The following is a 15,497-nucleotide window of genomic DNA, read 5'->3' as shown; positions in this document are numbered from 1 at the left end:
TGGCACCGAGCCTGCAGCGAATGGCACGGAAGCGTCGGGAAGAGATCACCTCCTGGTATCAGAAGCCGGAGCCGGAAGTCTGCCCGCTGTGCGGGCGGATCATTCCTGAGGACCAGCGCGACGAGCACCATCTCGTGCCGAAAAGCCGTGGCGGCCGCAAGACGCAGGCGCTGCACCGGATTTGCCACAGACAGATCCATGCGCTGTTCAGTGAGGCGGAGCTGGAAAAATCCTACGCCACGGTCGAGGCTCTTCTTGAGCATGAAGAGATGCGCAGGTTCGTCGCTTGGGTGGTAAAGAAGCCGCCCGGCTTCTATGACGGAACCAAACGCAGCAACCGCCGCCAGCAGGGCTCCCCGAAGCGGGGCTTTCGCTGACGCTTGCGCCAAACCGGGTAAGCGCGGCACTTGCGCAGCTTCCGCCTGTGTGACAATCGTCCCCGGTACTTGGAAAACGGACGGCGTCGCTCGCCAGGCGTTGCGCAACGGAAAGACATCATGACAACCGACTTGAAGGACAGGATCGCGCTGGTGACCGGCGCCTCGCGCGGCATCGGCTATTTCACGGCGCTGGAGCTCGCAAAGGCCGGGGCGCATGTGATCGCCTGTGCCCGGACAGTCGGCGGGCTCGAGGATCTCGACGACGCGGTCAAGGCCGTCGGCGGTTCGGCAACCCTGGTGCCTTTCGACCTGACCGACATGACCGCGATCGACCGGCTGGGCGCGTCGATCCACGAGCGCTGGGGCAAGCTCGACATTCTGGTGGCGAATGCCGGCATTCTCGGCGTCATCTCGCCCATCGGCCATATCGAGGCGAAGGTCTTCGAGAAGGTCATGCTGACAAACGTCACCGCCACCTGGCGGCTGATCCGTTCGGTGGAGCCGCTGCTCCTGCAGTCGGATGCGGGCCGGGCGCTGATCCTTTCTTCCGGTGCCGCTCACAAGTGCCGCCCGTTCTGGGGCGTCTATTCCGCATCCAAGGCCGCGGTGGAAGCACTTGCCCGCACTTGGGCGGCGGAACAGCAGCGGAAACCATTGCGGGTAAACTCCATCGATCCCGGCGCCACCCGCACCGCCATGCGCGCTCAGGCAATGCCGGGCGAAGATCCAAATAGCCTGCCCCACCCGTCCGAGGTGGCCAAGGCGATCCTGCCGCTTGCCTATCCCGACATGCAGGAGACCGGCCGGCTGTTCGTCGTGCGCGAGAACAAGTTCGTTGACTACCGCCTTCCGGAGTAGCGGCCGCGCTCATCCGCAGGTCTTGACCAAGCTTTCCCGCCACGCCATAAATCGCCGCATGAAGACGGCGATTTCCATCTGCGGGATCATTATTCGCTAGCGCAACGCTGGCCTGGCCGTTCTCGTCTTTCGAACATCCTTGAAGACAAACGTTCCGGGCCCCGCCGGCCGCTTGCCTTGGGAGATATTTTCGATGAGCACCACGCTCAGGCTCTACAATACACTGACCCGTGAGAAGGCTGACTTCCAGCCGATCGATCCGCAGAACGTGCGCATGTATGTCTGCGGCCCGACTGTCTACGACTATGCCCATATCGGCAATGCGCGGCCGGTGATCGTCTTCGACGTGCTCTACCGGCTGCTCCGCCACGTCTACGGCGCAGAGCATGTGACCTATGCCCGCAACATCACCGACGTCGACGACAAGATCAACGCACGGGCGCTGCGGGATCATCCGGGGCTGCCGCTGAACGAGGCGATCCGGCTGGTGACCGAAAAGACCGAGACGCAGTTCCACGCGGATGTGGCGTCGCTTGGCTGCCTGGAGCCGACCGTCGAGCCGCGTGCCACCGACAACATCCCGCAGATGATCGCAATCATCGAGCGGCTGATCGCCAACGGCCACGGCTATGTGGCCGAGGGCGAAGTGCTGTTCGACACGAAGTCGATGCGCGACTACGGCCAGCTTTCCAAGCGCCCGCTTGACGAGCAGCAGGCCGGCGCCCGCATCGCGGTCGACGCGCACAAGAAGAACCCCGGCGACTTCGTGCTGTGGAAACTCTCCGCCCACAACGAACCGGGCTGGGAGAGCCCTTGGGGTCGCGGCCGCCCGGGCTGGCACATCGAGTGCTCCGCGATGAGCGGTCGCTACCTCGGCGAGGTCTTCGACATCCATGGCGGCGGACTTGACCTGATCTTCCCGCACCACGAGAACGAGATTGCCCAGTCGCGCTGCGCCCACGGCACCGACGTGATGGCGAATGTCTGGATGCATAACGGCTTCGTTCAGGTCGAAGGCCGCAAGATGTCGAAGTCGGAAGGCAATTTCGTCACCATCCACGACCTGCTGCATACGCAGACCTTCGGCGGCCAGCAGTGGCCCGGCGAGGTGCTGCGGCTTGCCATGCTGATGACGCATTACCGGGAGCCGATCGACTTTTCGGTAAAGCGACTGGAAGAGGCCGAGCGGCTGATTGCCAAATGGCCGGTGCCGGAGGGGATTGAAGGCGAACCGGATGGCGCCGTTCTGGATGCTCTCAGCGAAGACCTCAACACCGTGGCGGCCGTGCAGGAACTGCATGCGCTGGCGCAGGCCGCGAAAGCCGATCCGGAGAAGCTTTCAGCATTTGCCGCAAGCGCTGCCCTGCTCGGCATCATGCCAAAGAAGACGGAGGTGGACGAGGCGCTCGCATCTGCGGTCGATGCTCTTGTCGGAATGCGCCTTGAGATGCTGAAGGCAAAGAACTTTGCGGAAGCCGACAAAATTCGCGATGATCTTTCGGCAAAGGGCATCCAGCTTAAGGATGGCAAGGACGTCGCCACCGGCGAGCGGGTCACGACATGGGAGGTCAAAAGGTGAGTCAGATCCATAGCGGCGGCTGCCAGTGCGGCGCCGTTCGCTTCCGCATCGCCGGAGCACTGAAGGACAGCTCGATCTGCCATTGCCGCATGTGCCAGAAGGCCTTCGGCGCCTATTATGCGCCGCTGGTCTCCACACGCGCTGCAGAGCTGACGTGGACGCGGGGAGCGCCGAAGCGTTTCCAGTCGTCGAACCACGTCCAGCGCGGCTTTTGTGAGAACTGCGGCACACCGCTTACCTATGAAGCTGCGGACGGGATCGCAGTGGCTGCCGGCGCGTTCGATGATCCGGCAAGTGTCCCGCCGACCATCCAGTATGGCATCGAAGGCAAGTTGCCGTTCGTGGACCATCTGCATGAACTGCCGGCGTGGCAGACCATGGACGATATCGAAGCGGCGCCGTTCCTCGCCGATATTGTTTCCCATCAACATCCGGATCACGATACCGACGGCTGGCCGAAGGAGGGATAAGGCTATGACGCAGAACCCGAACCTGAAGATGCCGAAGTGGCTGTTCTACGGCATCATCGCCAAGGGTCTGCTCGTCGTTCTAATCACCGGGGCGGTGCTCGCCTACGCCTTTCTTAACTGAGGAGACGGGACGTGGAGGGGTTATTCACCGGCGGATGCCAATGCGGCGCGATAAGGTTCAGCGTTGAGAAGCTCGGCCGTCGCTCGATCTGTCACTGCCGGATGTGCCAGAAGGCCTTCGGCAACCTGTTCGGCGCACTGGTGACGGCGGACCAGGCGCATCTGAGGTGGACGCGTGGCCAGCCCGCCCTCTTTCGCTCCTCTGCCAAGGCGAAGCGGGGTTTCTGCGCGAAATGCGGCACGCCCCTCACCTATCACCACCCCGGCGGCGTGGAACTCGCGATCGGCGCCTTCGACCGGCCGGACCTGCTGGAGCCACAGGTACAGGTCAACCATGACAAGCGGCTGCCGTGGATCGACCACCTTTTCGAGAAGCCGGCGGTAACGAGCCCGGAGATGGAGGCCTTCTTTGCCTCCGTCACCTCCTACCAACATCCCGATCATGACACGGCTGTGTGGCCGCCCGAGGACGACAATGACGAGCAATGAACTGCGCGGCTTCTATCCCGAGATCGAACCTTACGACAGCGGCCACCTCGATGTCGGCGACGGCCACAGCATCTACTGGGAGCGCGTCGGCACCAAGGGCGCAAAACCTGCGGTGTTTGTGCATGGCGGCCCGGGCGGCGGGTCCGGTCCCGGCAACCGCCGGCTGTTTGATCCGGCGCTCTACGACGTGCTGCTGTTCGACCAGCGCGGCTGCGGCAAGTCCACCCCCTATGCCTCGCTGGAGGCCAACACGACCTGGCATCTCGTTTCGGACATGGAGAAACTGCGTGAGATGATGGGAGTGGAGCGCTGGCAGGTGTTTGGCGGCTCCTGGGGCTCCACGCTTTCGCTCGCCTATGCCGAGACGCATCCGCAACGGGTGACGGAACTGGTGCTGCGCGGCATCTACACGCTCACCCGCGCCGAACTCCTCTGGTACTACCAGTTCGGCGTCTCCGAGATGTTCCCGGACAAATGGGAACGCTTCATCGCTCCTATTCCGGAGGCCGAGCGCAGCGATCTGATGCACGCGTACCGCAAATATCTCACCGGCGACGATGAGGCGAAGAAGCGCGAATGCGCGGTTGCGTGGAGCACGTGGGAAGGCGAGACGATCACGCTTCTGCCGAACCCGGATTATTCCGCGCGTTTCCATGACCCCAACTATGCGCTCGCCTTCGCCCGCATCGAGAACCACTACTTCGTCCATGCAGGCTGGCTGGACGAAGGGCAGTTGCTGCGCGACGCGCACAAGCTGAGGGACATCCCCGGCGTCATCATCCACGGCCGTTACGACATGCCCTGCCCGCTGAAATACGCCTGGCAACTGCACAAGGCCTGGCCGAAGGCGGACTTCCACATCATCGAGGGGGCCGGCCATGCCTACCTGGAACCCGGTATCCTGGATCGACTGATCCGGGCAACGGATCGCTTTGCAGGAAAGGTGTCAGATCCATGAGTCGCGAGCGGATCTACCTTTACGATACGACGCTGAGAGACGGCCAGCAGACGCCGGGTGTCGGCTTCTCCGTCGAAGACAAGATCGCTATCTCCACCCTCCTCGACAATTTCGGCATCGACTACGTTGAGGGCGGCTATCCTGGCGCCAACCCGACCGATACCGCTTTCTTTTCGCAGCAGCGGACGGAACGGTCGCGGTTCGTCGCCTTCGGGATGACGAAGCGCGCGGGGATCTCTGCCTCCAACGATCCCGGACTCGCAATCCTGCTGCAGGCAAGGAGCGACGCCATCTGCTTCGTCGCCAAGAGCTGGGACTATCACGTACGCGTGGCGCTCGGCTGCACGAACGAGGAGAACCTGCAATCGATCCGGGAGAGCGTCGAAGCCGCGCGCAATGCCGGCAAGGAGGCGCTGGTTGATTGTGAGCACTTCTTCGACGGCTACAAGGCCAACTCCGACTACGCGCTCGCCTGCGCCAAGACGGCTTACGATGCAGGTGCGCGCTGGGTCGTCCTGTGCGACACCAATGGCGGCACGCAGCCTGCTGAGATCCGCGAGACTGTCGCTGCGGTGATCGCCGCCGGCATTCCCGGTACAGCACTCGGCATCCACGCCCATGACGATACCGGACAGGCAGTCGCCAACTCGCTGGCGGCGATCGAAGCGGGCTGTCGGCAGGTCCAGGGAACGCTGAACGGGATCGGCGAACGCTGCGGCAATGCCAACCTCGTGACGCTGATCGCGACGCTGTCGCTCAAGGACGTCTACGCCACCCGCTTCCAAACCGAGATCGACAGCGAGGGCTTGAGCGGCCTCACCTCCCTCTCGCACGCCTTTGACGAGCTCCTCAATCGCTCGCCGAACCACCAGGCACCCTATGTCGGTGCCTCTGCCTTTGCCACCAAGGCTGGCATCCATGCCTCGGCCCTCCTGAAGGACCCGAGGACCTATGAGCATGTGCCGCCGGAAAGCGTCGGTAATTTCCGCAAGGTCATGGTCTCCGACCAGGGCGGCAAGTCCAACTTCATCAATGCGCTGAAGCGGCGCGGCATCGACGTCTCCAAGGACGATCCCAAGCTCGATCTCTTGATCTCGATCGTCAAGGAGCGCGAGGCGACGGGCTATGCCTACGAGGGCGCCGATGCGAGCTTCGAGCTCCTGGCACACCGCACGCTCGGAACGATCCCAGAGTTCTTCACTGTCGACAGCTTCCGCGTGATGGTAGAGCGCCGCTTCGATTCCAACGGACGCATCAAAACCGTCTCGGAAGCGGTGGTGAAGCTCGACGTTGACGGCGAGCGGGTTATGTCCGTCGCGGAAGGTGACGGCCCGGTCAACGCGCTGGATCTGGCGCTGCGCAAGGATCTTGGCAAGTATCAGGCAGAGATTGCAGATCTCGTGCTCGCCGACTTCAAGGTGCGCATCCTGAACGGCGGCACGGCTGCCATTACCCGGGTTCTGATCGAGTCGACGGATGGCGACGGCACCCGCTGGTGGACGGTTGGTGTGTCGGAAAACATCATCGACGCCTCGTTCCAAGCGCTGACGGATTCGATCATCTACAAACTGATGAAGAACCGGCACATGGCGGGTCGTGTCGCGGCGGAGTGATCAGAGCGCCCTCTTTAAAAGGCCCCATTCCTCTTCCGAGTACCACTCGCCCGGTTCCGGCGGCTGGTGCCAGCGGAGTTGCTTGACCTCGCTGGCGGTGCGGCTGCGAAAGGCAGCTTCCAGGCATTCATGACGACCGGTCGGTGGCGGCTCCTGGCCTTCGGCCCATACAAAGGAAACGGGCTGCAGGAAGCGGGCGCTGAAGCCGGTTTCTTCCCGGACGATGAGCAGGAAGCCGCCCATACGGGTGAAGGGAAGCTGCTTGCCCTGACCATCAATCGCCGGAATACCGAGCGGGAAAAGAAGCCGACCGCGCGGCGCCAGATTGGCAACCCATGCCGATGCCGGGTGGTCGAGTGCGAAGTTGACGTAGACAACATCCACTTCCATCCGAGGAAACTGCGTCCCGTCTCCCTCAATCACCTCAACCTGCGGATATCCCGACAGGTTCTGCCGCGCCTGCTGCGCCAGTGACGGATCGTATTCTACCGCCGTTACCCGGCCGGTGGGACCCACCAGTTCGGCAAGAATGGCGGTGAAGTAACCGGTTCCCGCTCCGATATGCGCGACGTGTTCGCCCGCGCCGACGCCGATCTGGCTCAGCGCAGAGGCGTGAAGCGACGGGACGCCATTGTTGACGTGACGGTTTCGGTCGAGCGCCACCAGCATGTCCTGGTAAAGCACGACAGGATCGCCGGAGGCGAGTTCGCGGTAGTTGGAAAAGTCGCTGTAGAACCAAGGCGGCGGACCGAAGAACCGCTCCCGCTCGACCTTGGCGAAGGCCGAAAGCAACGGGCCATCACCCTTGACCCCCGCCTTCGCCAAAACCTGGCTTGCAAACAGTTGACGATGGATCGGTTGATCTTCGAAGGTCATTTTGATCTCAACGCTCCGACTTCCGTTCTCTGGCTTCGAATTCATGACCGCGATCAACGCTTCACGCAAATGAATTGGTGAACCCTCACCTGTTGGAGTACAGCGAAGGATAATCAGAACACTGTTGGAAACACCCCACATGGCCAGCACCGATGCGCCTCTTGCGGCGAAAAACGAGGATTCCGCTCGGGGTTTCGCCTTCGCGCTGACCGCCTATATCATGTGGGGCTTCCTGCCGATCTACATGAAAGCGGTCGCGCATATGTCGCCGATCGAGGTGCTTGCGCATCGCGTCGTCTGGTCGGTCCCCGTTGCCGGCCTCGTCCTGATGATCCTGCGGCGGACGGGCGACCTGAAGGTCGCATTCCGCTCGCCGCGCACCCTGATGATGGCAGCACTGACCGCAGCACTGATCACGGTCAACTGGGGGATCTATGTCTGGGCGATCTCGGTCGATCGGGCGCTCGACACCGCACTCGGATACTTCATCAATCCGCTGTTCAGCATCTTTCTTGCAGCGGTACTCCTGAAGGAGCGCCTGCAGCCGGTGCAGCTGGCGGCGATTGCGCTTGTCGTGGCTGCGGTTGTAATCCTGACCTACGATGCCGGCGGCTTGCCGTGGGTCTCGCTCGGCTTGACGGTGAGCTGGGGCTTCTACGCCTTCTTCCGCAAGACACTGCCGGTCGGCCCCAACCAGGGCTTCTTCCTGGAAGTGCTGATCCTCAGCCCGCCGGCGCTCATCTTCATCTTTTTTTCGGAAGCGTCCGGTACTGGCCATCTCTTCAACGGCAGCCTCTCGGACACGCTGCTTCTGATCGGCAGCGGGCTGATCACGGCCGGCCCATTGATGATCTACGCCAACGGCGCCAAGCTTCTGCGGCTTTCGACAATCGGTATCATGCAGTATATCGCGCCGACGATGATCTTCCTGATCGCCGTTTTCGTTTTCCACGAGCCGCTGAGCATGGTGAAACTCGCGGCTTTTGGACTGATCTGGGCGGCGCTCGCCATCTATTCCTGGGGATTGGTCAGCGCCAGCCGCGGCCGGTAAGCCGCCTCACGTTGAGGGTCAGAGCCGGGATATCACGTCCTCCTGGCCCAGTGCGGCAACCTTGCCGTCGCTCTGGTCAAGGATTGCCGGGATGATCTGCTCCACAGCGTCGATCACCATCGGCCGGACGAGATGCGCCCGGTGGATGAAGCCCTGCTCTCGCATGTGATCGATGAGATCGAGCATCGGGTTCCAGAAGCCGCCGACATTGGCGAAGACCATCGGCTTCTCATGGCGACCGAGCTGGCCCCAGGTCATGATCTCGACGATCTCCTCCAGTGTGCCGATGCCGCCCGGAAGGGTGACGAAGGCGTCGGACCTTTCGAACATAGCGTGCTTGCGCGCATGCATGTCTTGCGTGACGATCAGTTCATCGAGTTGGCCGAGCGAGTGACGCGTTGCTTCCATGTCAACCAGGAAGTCCGGGATGATGCCAGTCACCTGGCCGCCGTTGGCCAGAACCCCCGCAGCGACCGCACCCATGATCCCCTTGGTGCCGCCACCATAGACCAGACGAAGGCCGTGCGCGGCGATCGATTTTCCGAGCGCGCGACCTGCGGCAATGTAAGCAGGATCCCGGCCCGGCTGGGAGCCGCAGTAAACGCAGATGGACTGAATGGGCACTCATCAACTCCAAGGGATTTTCATCGAGGACGGGACCCGGCTGCGGCCCCACGTCAAACTGACGGGAAACATAGCCGACAGCAAGGCCAAATAGACCGAAATGCTTGTGAAGCCAGAGGGAAAGAGGTAATTCGGATAGACAGACGGGACTATCCGTCCGGAGAGAATTAGAGATGAGAAACCGCGCCGGCTGGCTGGCACTTGTTGTCCTCGTTGCTGCGACCTTGTTGATGGTCTTCTTCGTGCTGCCTCGGATCTCGCCCGAGGGAGAGCGGATCAGCGACGCCGTCAACAAGGCAGGCGAAACGGTGAAGGAAGCGGTGACCGAGCCGACGCTCCCAGCGGAGGCCCCGAAGTCCTCGGCGGAGGAGGCGTCGAAGGCGCCTGAGGGTACGACCGGCCAACAGGCCCCGGTGGCGGCCCCGACTACGCCCGCCCCCGTCACGCCTGCCTTCGATGTGCTGCGGGTGGAGCCAGATGGTTCGACCGTCATTGCCGGACGTGCGGAGCCTGGTGCCACCGTAGAGATCAATGCCGACGAGGCTGCTATCGCCAGCATCAAGGTTGGCCCCTCCGGCGATTTCGCCATCGCTCTCGACGATCCTCTGCCGGCCGGCGATCACCAGCTGGTGCTTAAGGCAACGACCGAGGACGGGCGTACGATCATCTCGGAAGAGACCGCCACCATCTCGATCCCGAGCAATACCAGCGGCAAGCTGCTTGCCATGGTAACGAAGCCGGGGAAGGCCAGCCGCCTGATCAGCGTGCCAGAAGCCGGCAGCGCTGCAAAGGCAAGCACCCCGGCTCAGGCAGCGAATGCGGCGAACAAGCCGGCCATGCCAGACATGCCCGATGCAGCGTCGGATCTCGTCGCCTCTGCGCCGCCAGTCGCGAATACCACCAGCCCGGCACCTTCTGCGGCTCCAGCTCCTCTGGCTGCTGCTGCAGCGGAACTGCAGGTGACGGCCGTCGAGATCGAAGGCGACCGCATCTTCATCGCCGGCACGGCTCCCTCAAGAGCCTCGCTTCTCGGCTTCGCCGGCGAAACGCCTGTTGGCCGCGCGAAGGCAGGAACAGATGGCCATTTCGTCATCGAAGGCACGATCGAGCTTGCTGTCGGCCAACATATCATCGCCGTCGAGATGCTCGACAGCAACGGCAAGACGGCCTTGCGCGTCGACGTTCCGTTCAACCGGCCGGAGGGCAATCAGGTGGCAGCCGTTGCGGGCGAGCAGGGTCAGACCTCCGTTTCGCCAATCGACAGCGGCGCCTTCGACAGACTGCGCGACGAGGCCGGTCGGGCGTTCGCGCTGCTTCGCGGTCTTTATGAGAGCGGCAAGGAACCAACCGCGGAGGAACTGGCGGCTGCGCGTTCGGCAACCGCAATTGCGCTGAAGTCGCTGTCCGAGTACCGGCTGCCGGCTGGCACCGATCCCTCCACGCAGGCAATCGTCGACCAGACGTCGAAGGACGCCGTGGAGGCTCTGGCAGCGGTTGAAAAACTCCCCGCCGACGCGGAATCCGTTCGCCAGGAGCTCGACAAGGTTGGCGAGAGCATAGAGCGCGCCGTCGGCCCTGCCGTCAACGCAGAGTCGATGAACACGCAGATGGCGCAAGGTGGTGACGCAGCCGGCCCGAAGACGATTGCCCAGGCGCCGCTGACGCATGCCGGCAATTCCGTCATCATCCGCCGTGGCGACACGCTGTGGCAGATTTCCCGCCGCGTTTATGGCCAGGGCGTGCGCTATACGACCATCTACCTCGCCAACCAGGACCAGATCGCGGATCCGGACCTCATCGAGCCCGGCCAGATCTTCGGCGTACCGGATGAAGCGCTGCCGGATGCGGAAGAAGTGCATCGCAAGCGACTGCAGAATCTCCTTCAGTAGCAAGCCTTCTGCCCAGCTGCGGAGCGCGAGCAGCTGGCTGGCATTGCGCGCCGCATAGGGGGTGGATGGGCCACCGTCGTTGCATCCTTTGGTTCTACGTCCTATGTCCCGTGAGGCTCGCTCGGGCCGCGCCTCTCGGAGACCATCATGAATAACCGGAAGAAGACCGTCTCGGCGGATTCCAGCAATCCGCTGTCCACCCTTGTCAACCTGTGGCCCTATATGTGGCCCCATGGTCGCGGCGACCTGAAGCGCCGGGTGGTCTGGGCAACCTTCTTCCTGTTCCTCGCCAAGATCGTCCTGCTCGGGGTGCCCTATTTCTTCAAATGGGCCACGGACGCGCTGAACGGCAATCTCGACATGGCCGGCATCCTGCCGACGTTCCTTCTCGGCGCCGTCATCCTGGTCATCGCATACAATCTCACCCGCATCCTGCAGGTGGGGCTGAACCAGCTGCGCGATGCTCTGTTTGCCAGCGTCGGTCAGCATGCGGTGCGACAGCTCGCCTACAAGACCTTCGTCCACATGCACAAGCTGTCGCTGCGCTTCCATCTGGAGCGCAAGACCGGCGGCCTGTCGCGCATCATCGAGCGTGGCACCAAGGGCATCGAAACGATCGTCCGCTTCACCATCCTCAATTCCGTCCCTACGCTGGTCGAATTCGTGCTCACCGCGATTATCTTCTGGTTCAGCTACGGCTTCGCTTATGTGGCGGTAACGGCGATCACGGTGTGGGCCTATGTGTGGTTCACGGTGAAGGCCAGCGACTGGCGTATTTCCATCCGCCGCTCGATGAACGACAGCGACACGGACGCCAACACGAAGGCGATCGATTCGCTTCTCAATTTCGAGACGGTCAAGTACTTCGGCAACGAGGACATGGAAGCGCGCCGCTTTGATGCCTCGATGGCGAAATATGAGAGATCGGCGACGCAGGTGTGGACCTCGCTTGGCTGGCTGAACTTCGGCCAGGGCGTCATCTTCGGGCTCGGGATGGCGGTGATGATGGTGATGTCGGCCCTTGCGGTGCAGCGCGGTGAGCAGACGATCGGGGATTTCGTTTTCGTCAACGCGCTCTTGCTGCAGCTTTCCGTGCCGCTGAACTTCATCGGCTTCGTCTACCGCGAAATCCGCCAGGGGCTGACCGACATCGAGCAGATGTTCGATCTCCTCGAGGTAGAGGCGGAGGTGAAGGACCGGCCGGACGCAGAGGCGCTGCAGATTCGCCAGGGCAGCATCTCCTTCAAGGACGTGCACTTCGCCTACGACGAGGATCGGCCGATCCTGAAGGGCCTGTCTTTCGATGTGCCCGCCGGCAAGACGGTCGCCATCGTCGGACCATCGGGCGCCGGAAAATCCACCATCTCCAGGCTGCTCTACCGGTTCTACGACGTCCAGGAGGGCGCGATCACCATCGATGGGCAGGACGTGCGCGAGGTGACGCAGCAGTCGCTGCGTTGCGCCATCGGCATGGTGCCGCAGGATACGGTGCTGTTCAACGACACGATCGCCTACAACATCCGCTACGGACGGCCTTCGGCGACCGACGAGGAGGTCTCTGCCGCGGCGGAAGTGGCGCAGATCGGGACGTTCATCCGTGCCCTGCCCCATGGCTTCGATACCATGGTGGGCGAACGGGGGCTGAAGCTTTCGGGTGGCGAGAAGCAACGCGTGGCGATCGCCCGCACCATCCTGAAGGCGCCGCCGATCCTGATCCTGGACGAGGCGACGTCGGCGCTCGACACGACAACCGAGCAGGAGATCCAGTCGGCGCTCGACATCGTTTCGAAGAACCGCACGACGCTGGTGATCGCGCATCGGCTTTCAACCGTCATCGGCGCGGACGAGATCATCGTGCTGCGCGACGGAAAGATTGCCGAACGGGGCACCCATGCCGATCTTCTCGCCGCCGATGGGCTTTACGCCTCCATGTGGAACCGGCAGCGCGAGGCGACGCAGGCCGAGGAGCATCTGCGCCAGGTACGCGACAGCGACGACCTCGGCGTCATTATGCGGCTTGCGCCGGCCACGTGAGGTACGGCGGAACCGCATTGCCCCCGAAACGGTTTGCTAGTAGTCAGCATTAGCTGACAAATTCAGGAGATCCGGGTTGATCAATCTGTTCGACACCATCCGCAACACGCTCGTGCCGATCCACAAGGAAGGCTACGTGTTCGTCGCCATCTTCTTCGTGGTTTCGCTCATCCTGGGCTGGATCGCCGAACCGCTGTTCTGGATCGGCCTTGTCGTTACGCTGTGGTGCGCCTACTTCTTCCGCGACCCCGAGCGCGTCGTTCCGCAGGATGACGACCTCGTGCTGAGCCCCGCCGATGGCCGGGTATCGTCGGTGCAGATGGTCGTGCCGCCAGCGGAACTGAACCTCGGCACCGAGCCTATGCTGCGCATCTCGGTGTTCATGAACGTCTTCGACTGCCACATCAATCGTTCCCCGGTTCGCGGCCAGGTGACGGAGATCCAGTATCGCGCTGGCCAGTTCATCAATGCCGAGCTTGACAAGGCCAGCGAGGACAACGAGCGCAACAGCATGGTGATCGAGACACGGCATGGCCGGATCGGCGTGGTGCAGATCGCCGGGCTCGTCGCGCGCCGGATCATCTGCTGGGTCAAGCCCACCGAGCCGGTCAATGCCGGCGAGCGCTTCGGCCTCATCCGCTTCGGCTCGCGCCTTGACGTGCTGCTGCCGCCGGGCGCGCAGCCCCGCGTTTCGGTCGGCCAGCGCACCTATGGCGGCGAAACGGTGATCGCCGAATTCGGCTCCACGAAGGGCCCGACCATCAGCCGCCGAAGCTAACCCTCAAGGAGATCCCATGGAGACGCCCGCTCCCTCAACTGAGACGCCTCGGACCGACAATAGCGGCCGAGGCCCGCGGCTGAGGGAAATCCCGCTCCGGCTGATGGTGCCGAACCTGATTACGGTTCTGGCTATCTGTGCGGGCCTGACGGGTATCCGGCTTGCCTTCGAGGATCGCTTCGAACTCGCCGTCGCCATGGTGCTTCTTGCCGCTTTCCTTGACGGCATTGATGGACGGATCGCGCGGCTTCTGAAGGCGAACTCCAGGTTCGGAGTGCAGATGGACTCGCTCGCCGACATCATCAATTTCGGCGTCGCCCCTGCCCTCGTCTCCTATGCCTTCCTGCTCGACAATGCCCGTTCCTTCGGCTGGATAGCTTCTCTCATCTACGCGATTGCGGCGGGCCTCAGGCTCGCCCGCTTCAACGTGATGGAAGAGCGGCAGGAGAAGGCGGCTTGGCAGTCGGAATTCTTTGTCGGCGTGCCTGCGCCACTCGGCGCTGTTCTGGTGCTTCTACCGGTCTATCTGGGCTTCCTGGGTCTTGAGCCCTCGCCGCTCTTCGTCTACGGCAGCGTCGCCTATACGATTCTGATCGGCTACCTGCTGGTCAGCCGCGTGCCGGTCTGGTCAGGCAAGTCGCAGACCAAGGTGCGCCGCGACCAGATGCTGCCGATCCTTCTTGTCGGGGTGCTCTACGTGGCGCTACTGATGAGCTATACGTGGCAGGTCCTTGTGGTGAGCGTGATTGCCTACATGGCCTTCCTGCCTTTCAGCGCCCGGCTCTGGCACCGCCGTTACGGTACTTTGACCATCGAGGAAGACGAAGCCGACGTCTGAGGTCTCGTCCAGGGCCTGCGCCGGAATTGCAACAGTCGGCGACTGTGTCAGGGCTAAATCCTTGCTCGTGCATTGCGAACGTGGTTCGCGCCACTATTCCGCCTGGATTGGGATTCACATCGCGAAGAAGGACGCGTCGGCGTCCCTATCGCCTGCGTGAGGAGAACCACATGTCGAACCAGAAGAGCGCGCCTGCACAACAGCCGAAGGCCGAGCAGCCGCATCCCTACCGTCCCCTGGCGCTAAAGGCGGTGGTCGCTGCTGCGCTGATGCTGAAGCCGAAGCAGGCGCTGAAGCCCGCAGGCTGACGATCTTAAGCCGGCCCGCCGAGGCTCACGAGCAGCCCGAGTGCGAGCAGGCTCATGATGATCCCGATCAGGACGTCGAGGACCCGCCATGCCGCGGGTCTGGCAAACAGCGGTGCCAGCAAGCGGGCACCGTAGCCGAGCACGAAGAACCAGACGAAGGACGCAGTGGCGGCCCCGATGCCGTATGCCAGCCGCTCTCGTCCTTCGAAGGCTGCCGAAAGGCTTCCCAGCAGCACGACCGTATCAAGATAGACATGCGGGTTGAGGAAGGTGAAGGCGAGGCAGGTCAAGACGGCTGCCTTAAGGGTCATGCCTTCCGGAGCACCTGCCACCATGGCCGCCGGCCGCCACGCCCGCAGGAAGGCCTTCACCGCATAAGCACTAAGAAAGATCGCTCCTCCCCAGGTGACGAAGGTGATCAGTGCGGGCGACTGCGCGATGATGGTTCCGAGGCCTGCGACGCCGGCGGCAATGAGGAGCGCGTCGGCAAGCCCGCAGATCAGGCAGAGGATGAAGACGTGGCGGCGAATCAGGCCCTGCCGCAGGATGAAGGCGTTCTGGGCGCCGATAGCGATGATCAGCGACGCTCCGAGAGCGAAGCCGGAAAGGGCAGCGGAGATCATCCTGAAAAG

At 62.8% G+C, this 15,497-nt stretch carries 16 protein-coding genes; 13 read left to right on the top strand and 3 right to left on the bottom strand.

Features of this window, described 5'->3' with window-relative positions; genetic code table 11:
* Positions 1 to 20: 20 nt before the first annotated feature.
* The 7 genes from MUU54_RS09965 (at position 21) to cimA (ending at position 6,467) form a co-directional block, all read left to right on the top strand.
* A complete protein-coding gene (locus MUU54_RS09965) occupies positions 21 to 377 on the top strand; it encodes an HNH endonuclease (RefSeq protein ID WP_247243871.1) in 357 nt (118 codons plus the stop codon).
* A 120-nt stretch (positions 378 to 497) separates the two neighbouring features.
* Positions 498 to 1,238: an SDR family NAD(P)-dependent oxidoreductase gene (locus tag MUU54_RS09960; protein ID WP_247243870.1), complete on the top strand. Its 741-nt coding sequence runs from the start codon at positions 498 to 500 to the stop codon at positions 1,236 to 1,238.
* A gap of 193 nt (positions 1,239 to 1,431) precedes the next feature.
* Positions 1,432 to 2,817, top strand: coding sequence for a cysteine--tRNA ligase (gene cysS / locus MUU54_RS09955; RefSeq protein WP_247243869.1), 1,386 nt, complete (start codon positions 1,432 to 1,434; stop codon positions 2,815 to 2,817).
* Positions 2,799 to 3,287 (top strand): GFA family protein, encoded by a 489-nt coding sequence (locus MUU54_RS09950; RefSeq protein WP_247243868.1) that lies wholly within the window; start codon positions 2,799 to 2,801, stop codon positions 3,285 to 3,287. The genes cysS and MUU54_RS09950 overlap by 19 nt, the downstream gene beginning before the upstream one ends.
* Before the next feature lie 132 nt (positions 3,288 to 3,419).
* Positions 3,420 to 3,896 carry a GFA family protein gene (locus MUU54_RS09945; RefSeq protein ID WP_247243867.1) on the top strand — a complete coding sequence of 159 codons (477 nt, stop codon included), beginning with the start codon at positions 3,420 to 3,422 and terminating at the stop codon, positions 3,894 to 3,896.
* Complete coding sequence (gene pip, locus MUU54_RS09940) at positions 3,883 to 4,854, top strand: prolyl aminopeptidase (protein ID WP_247243866.1); 972 nt, start codon at positions 3,883 to 3,885, stop codon at positions 4,852 to 4,854. Before MUU54_RS09945 ends, pip begins: the two co-directional genes overlap by 14 nt.
* A complete protein-coding gene (gene cimA / locus MUU54_RS09935) occupies positions 4,851 to 6,467 on the top strand; it encodes a citramalate synthase (RefSeq protein ID WP_247243865.1) in 1,617 nt (538 codons plus the stop codon). The genes pip and cimA overlap by 4 nt, the downstream gene beginning before the upstream one ends.
* Here the strand turns inward: cimA and MUU54_RS09930 are convergent, their stop codons facing one another.
* On the bottom strand, positions 6,468 to 7,343 hold the full coding sequence (locus MUU54_RS09930; RefSeq protein ID WP_247243864.1) for a protein-L-isoaspartate O-methyltransferase family protein: 876 nt from the start codon (positions 7,341 to 7,343) through the stop codon (positions 6,468 to 6,470). It lies immediately after the preceding gene.
* 139 nt (positions 7,344 to 7,482) lie between these two features.
* Between MUU54_RS09930 and rarD the strand changes: the two genes are divergently transcribed.
* The gene (gene rarD / locus MUU54_RS09925; protein ID WP_247243863.1) at positions 7,483 to 8,394 is read left to right on the top strand and encodes an EamA family transporter RarD; all 912 of its coding nucleotides are present in this window, start codon (positions 7,483 to 7,485) and stop codon (positions 8,392 to 8,394) included.
* An 18-nt stretch (positions 8,395 to 8,412) separates the two neighbouring features.
* Here rarD and MUU54_RS09920 read toward each other — a convergent pair whose 3' ends face one another.
* Positions 8,413 to 9,018 (bottom strand): LOG family protein, encoded by a 606-nt coding sequence (locus MUU54_RS09920; RefSeq protein ID WP_247243862.1) that lies wholly within the window; start codon positions 9,016 to 9,018, stop codon positions 8,413 to 8,415.
* A 173-nt stretch (positions 9,019 to 9,191) separates the two neighbouring features.
* Between MUU54_RS09920 and MUU54_RS09915 the strand changes: the two genes are divergently transcribed.
* The 5 genes from MUU54_RS09915 (at position 9,192) to MUU54_RS09895 (ending at position 14,865) form a co-directional block, all read left to right on the top strand.
* Positions 9,192 to 10,907 (top strand): Ig-like domain-containing protein, encoded by a 1,716-nt coding sequence (locus MUU54_RS09915; protein WP_247243861.1) that lies wholly within the window; start codon positions 9,192 to 9,194, stop codon positions 10,905 to 10,907.
* A 147-nt stretch (positions 10,908 to 11,054) separates the two neighbouring features.
* Positions 11,055 to 12,941 carry an ABCB family ABC transporter ATP-binding protein/permease gene (locus tag MUU54_RS09910; protein WP_247243860.1) on the top strand — a complete coding sequence of 629 codons (1,887 nt, stop codon included), beginning with the start codon at positions 11,055 to 11,057 and terminating at the stop codon, positions 12,939 to 12,941.
* Positions 12,942 to 13,020: 79 nt separating this feature from the next.
* Positions 13,021 to 13,719, top strand: a complete 699-nt coding sequence (locus tag MUU54_RS09905; protein ID WP_247244014.1) for a phosphatidylserine decarboxylase — start codon at positions 13,021 to 13,023, stop codon at positions 13,717 to 13,719.
* A 16-nt stretch (positions 13,720 to 13,735) separates the two neighbouring features.
* Entirely contained in the window at positions 13,736 to 14,557 is an 822-nt protein-coding gene (gene pssA / locus MUU54_RS09900) for a CDP-diacylglycerol--serine O-phosphatidyltransferase (RefSeq protein WP_247243859.1), read from the top strand.
* Between the two features lie 170 nt (positions 14,558 to 14,727).
* Complete coding sequence (locus MUU54_RS09895; protein ID WP_239999846.1) at positions 14,728 to 14,865, top strand: hypothetical protein; 138 nt, start codon at positions 14,728 to 14,730, stop codon at positions 14,863 to 14,865.
* Positions 14,866 to 14,870: 5 nt separating this feature from the next.
* Here MUU54_RS09895 and MUU54_RS09890 read toward each other — a convergent pair whose 3' ends face one another.
* On the bottom strand, positions 14,871 to 15,488 hold the full coding sequence (locus MUU54_RS09890; RefSeq protein ID WP_247243858.1) for a LysE/ArgO family amino acid transporter: 618 nt from the start codon (positions 15,486 to 15,488) through the stop codon (positions 14,871 to 14,873).
* Positions 15,489 to 15,497 lie beyond the last annotated feature (9 nt).

The sequence above is a fragment of the Pseudorhizobium tarimense genome, from assembly GCF_022968135.1.
Lineage (GTDB): Bacteria > Pseudomonadota > Alphaproteobacteria > Rhizobiales > Rhizobiaceae > Neorhizobium > Neorhizobium tarimense.
The sequence above is the reverse complement of the archived record's forward strand: the minus strand, read 5'-3'. Positions and strand labels throughout refer to the sequence as shown.

What these genes read in the sequence shown, in the direction of transcription:
- MUU54_RS09965 (WP_247243871.1), top strand. Translation starts at nt 21, where the DNA reads ATGGCACGGAAGCGTCGGGAAGAGATCACCTCCTGGTATCAGAAGCCG.
- MUU54_RS09960 (WP_247243870.1), top strand. Translation starts at nt 498, where the DNA reads ATGACAACCGACTTGAAGGACAGGATCGCGCTGGTGACCGGCGCCTCG.
- cysS (WP_247243869.1), top strand. Translation starts at nt 1,432, where the DNA reads ATGAGCACCACGCTCAGGCTCTACAATACACTGACCCGTGAGAAGGCT.
- MUU54_RS09950 (WP_247243868.1), top strand. Translation starts at nt 2,799, where the DNA reads ATGGGAGGTCAAAAGGTGAGTCAGATCCATAGCGGCGGCTGCCAGTGC.
- pip (WP_247243866.1), top strand. Translation starts at nt 3,883, where the DNA reads ATGACGAGCAATGAACTGCGCGGCTTCTATCCCGAGATCGAACCTTAC.
- cimA (WP_247243865.1), top strand. Translation starts at nt 4,851, where the DNA reads ATGAGTCGCGAGCGGATCTACCTTTACGATACGACGCTGAGAGACGGC.
- MUU54_RS09930 (WP_247243864.1), bottom strand. Translation starts at nt 7,343, where the DNA reads ATGACCTTCGAAGATCAACCGATCCATCGTCAACTGTTTGCAAGCCAG.
- rarD (WP_247243863.1), top strand. Translation starts at nt 7,483, where the DNA reads ATGGCCAGCACCGATGCGCCTCTTGCGGCGAAAAACGAGGATTCCGCT.
- MUU54_RS09915 (WP_247243861.1), top strand. Translation starts at nt 9,192, where the DNA reads ATGAGAAACCGCGCCGGCTGGCTGGCACTTGTTGTCCTCGTTGCTGCG.
- MUU54_RS09910 (WP_247243860.1), top strand. Translation starts at nt 11,055, where the DNA reads ATGAATAACCGGAAGAAGACCGTCTCGGCGGATTCCAGCAATCCGCTG.
- pssA (WP_247243859.1), top strand. Translation starts at nt 13,736, where the DNA reads ATGGAGACGCCCGCTCCCTCAACTGAGACGCCTCGGACCGACAATAGC.
- MUU54_RS09895 (WP_239999846.1), top strand. Translation starts at nt 14,728, where the DNA reads ATGTCGAACCAGAAGAGCGCGCCTGCACAACAGCCGAAGGCCGAGCAG.
- MUU54_RS09890 (WP_247243858.1), bottom strand. Translation starts at nt 15,488, where the DNA reads ATGATCTCCGCTGCCCTTTCCGGCTTCGCTCTCGGAGCGTCGCTGATC.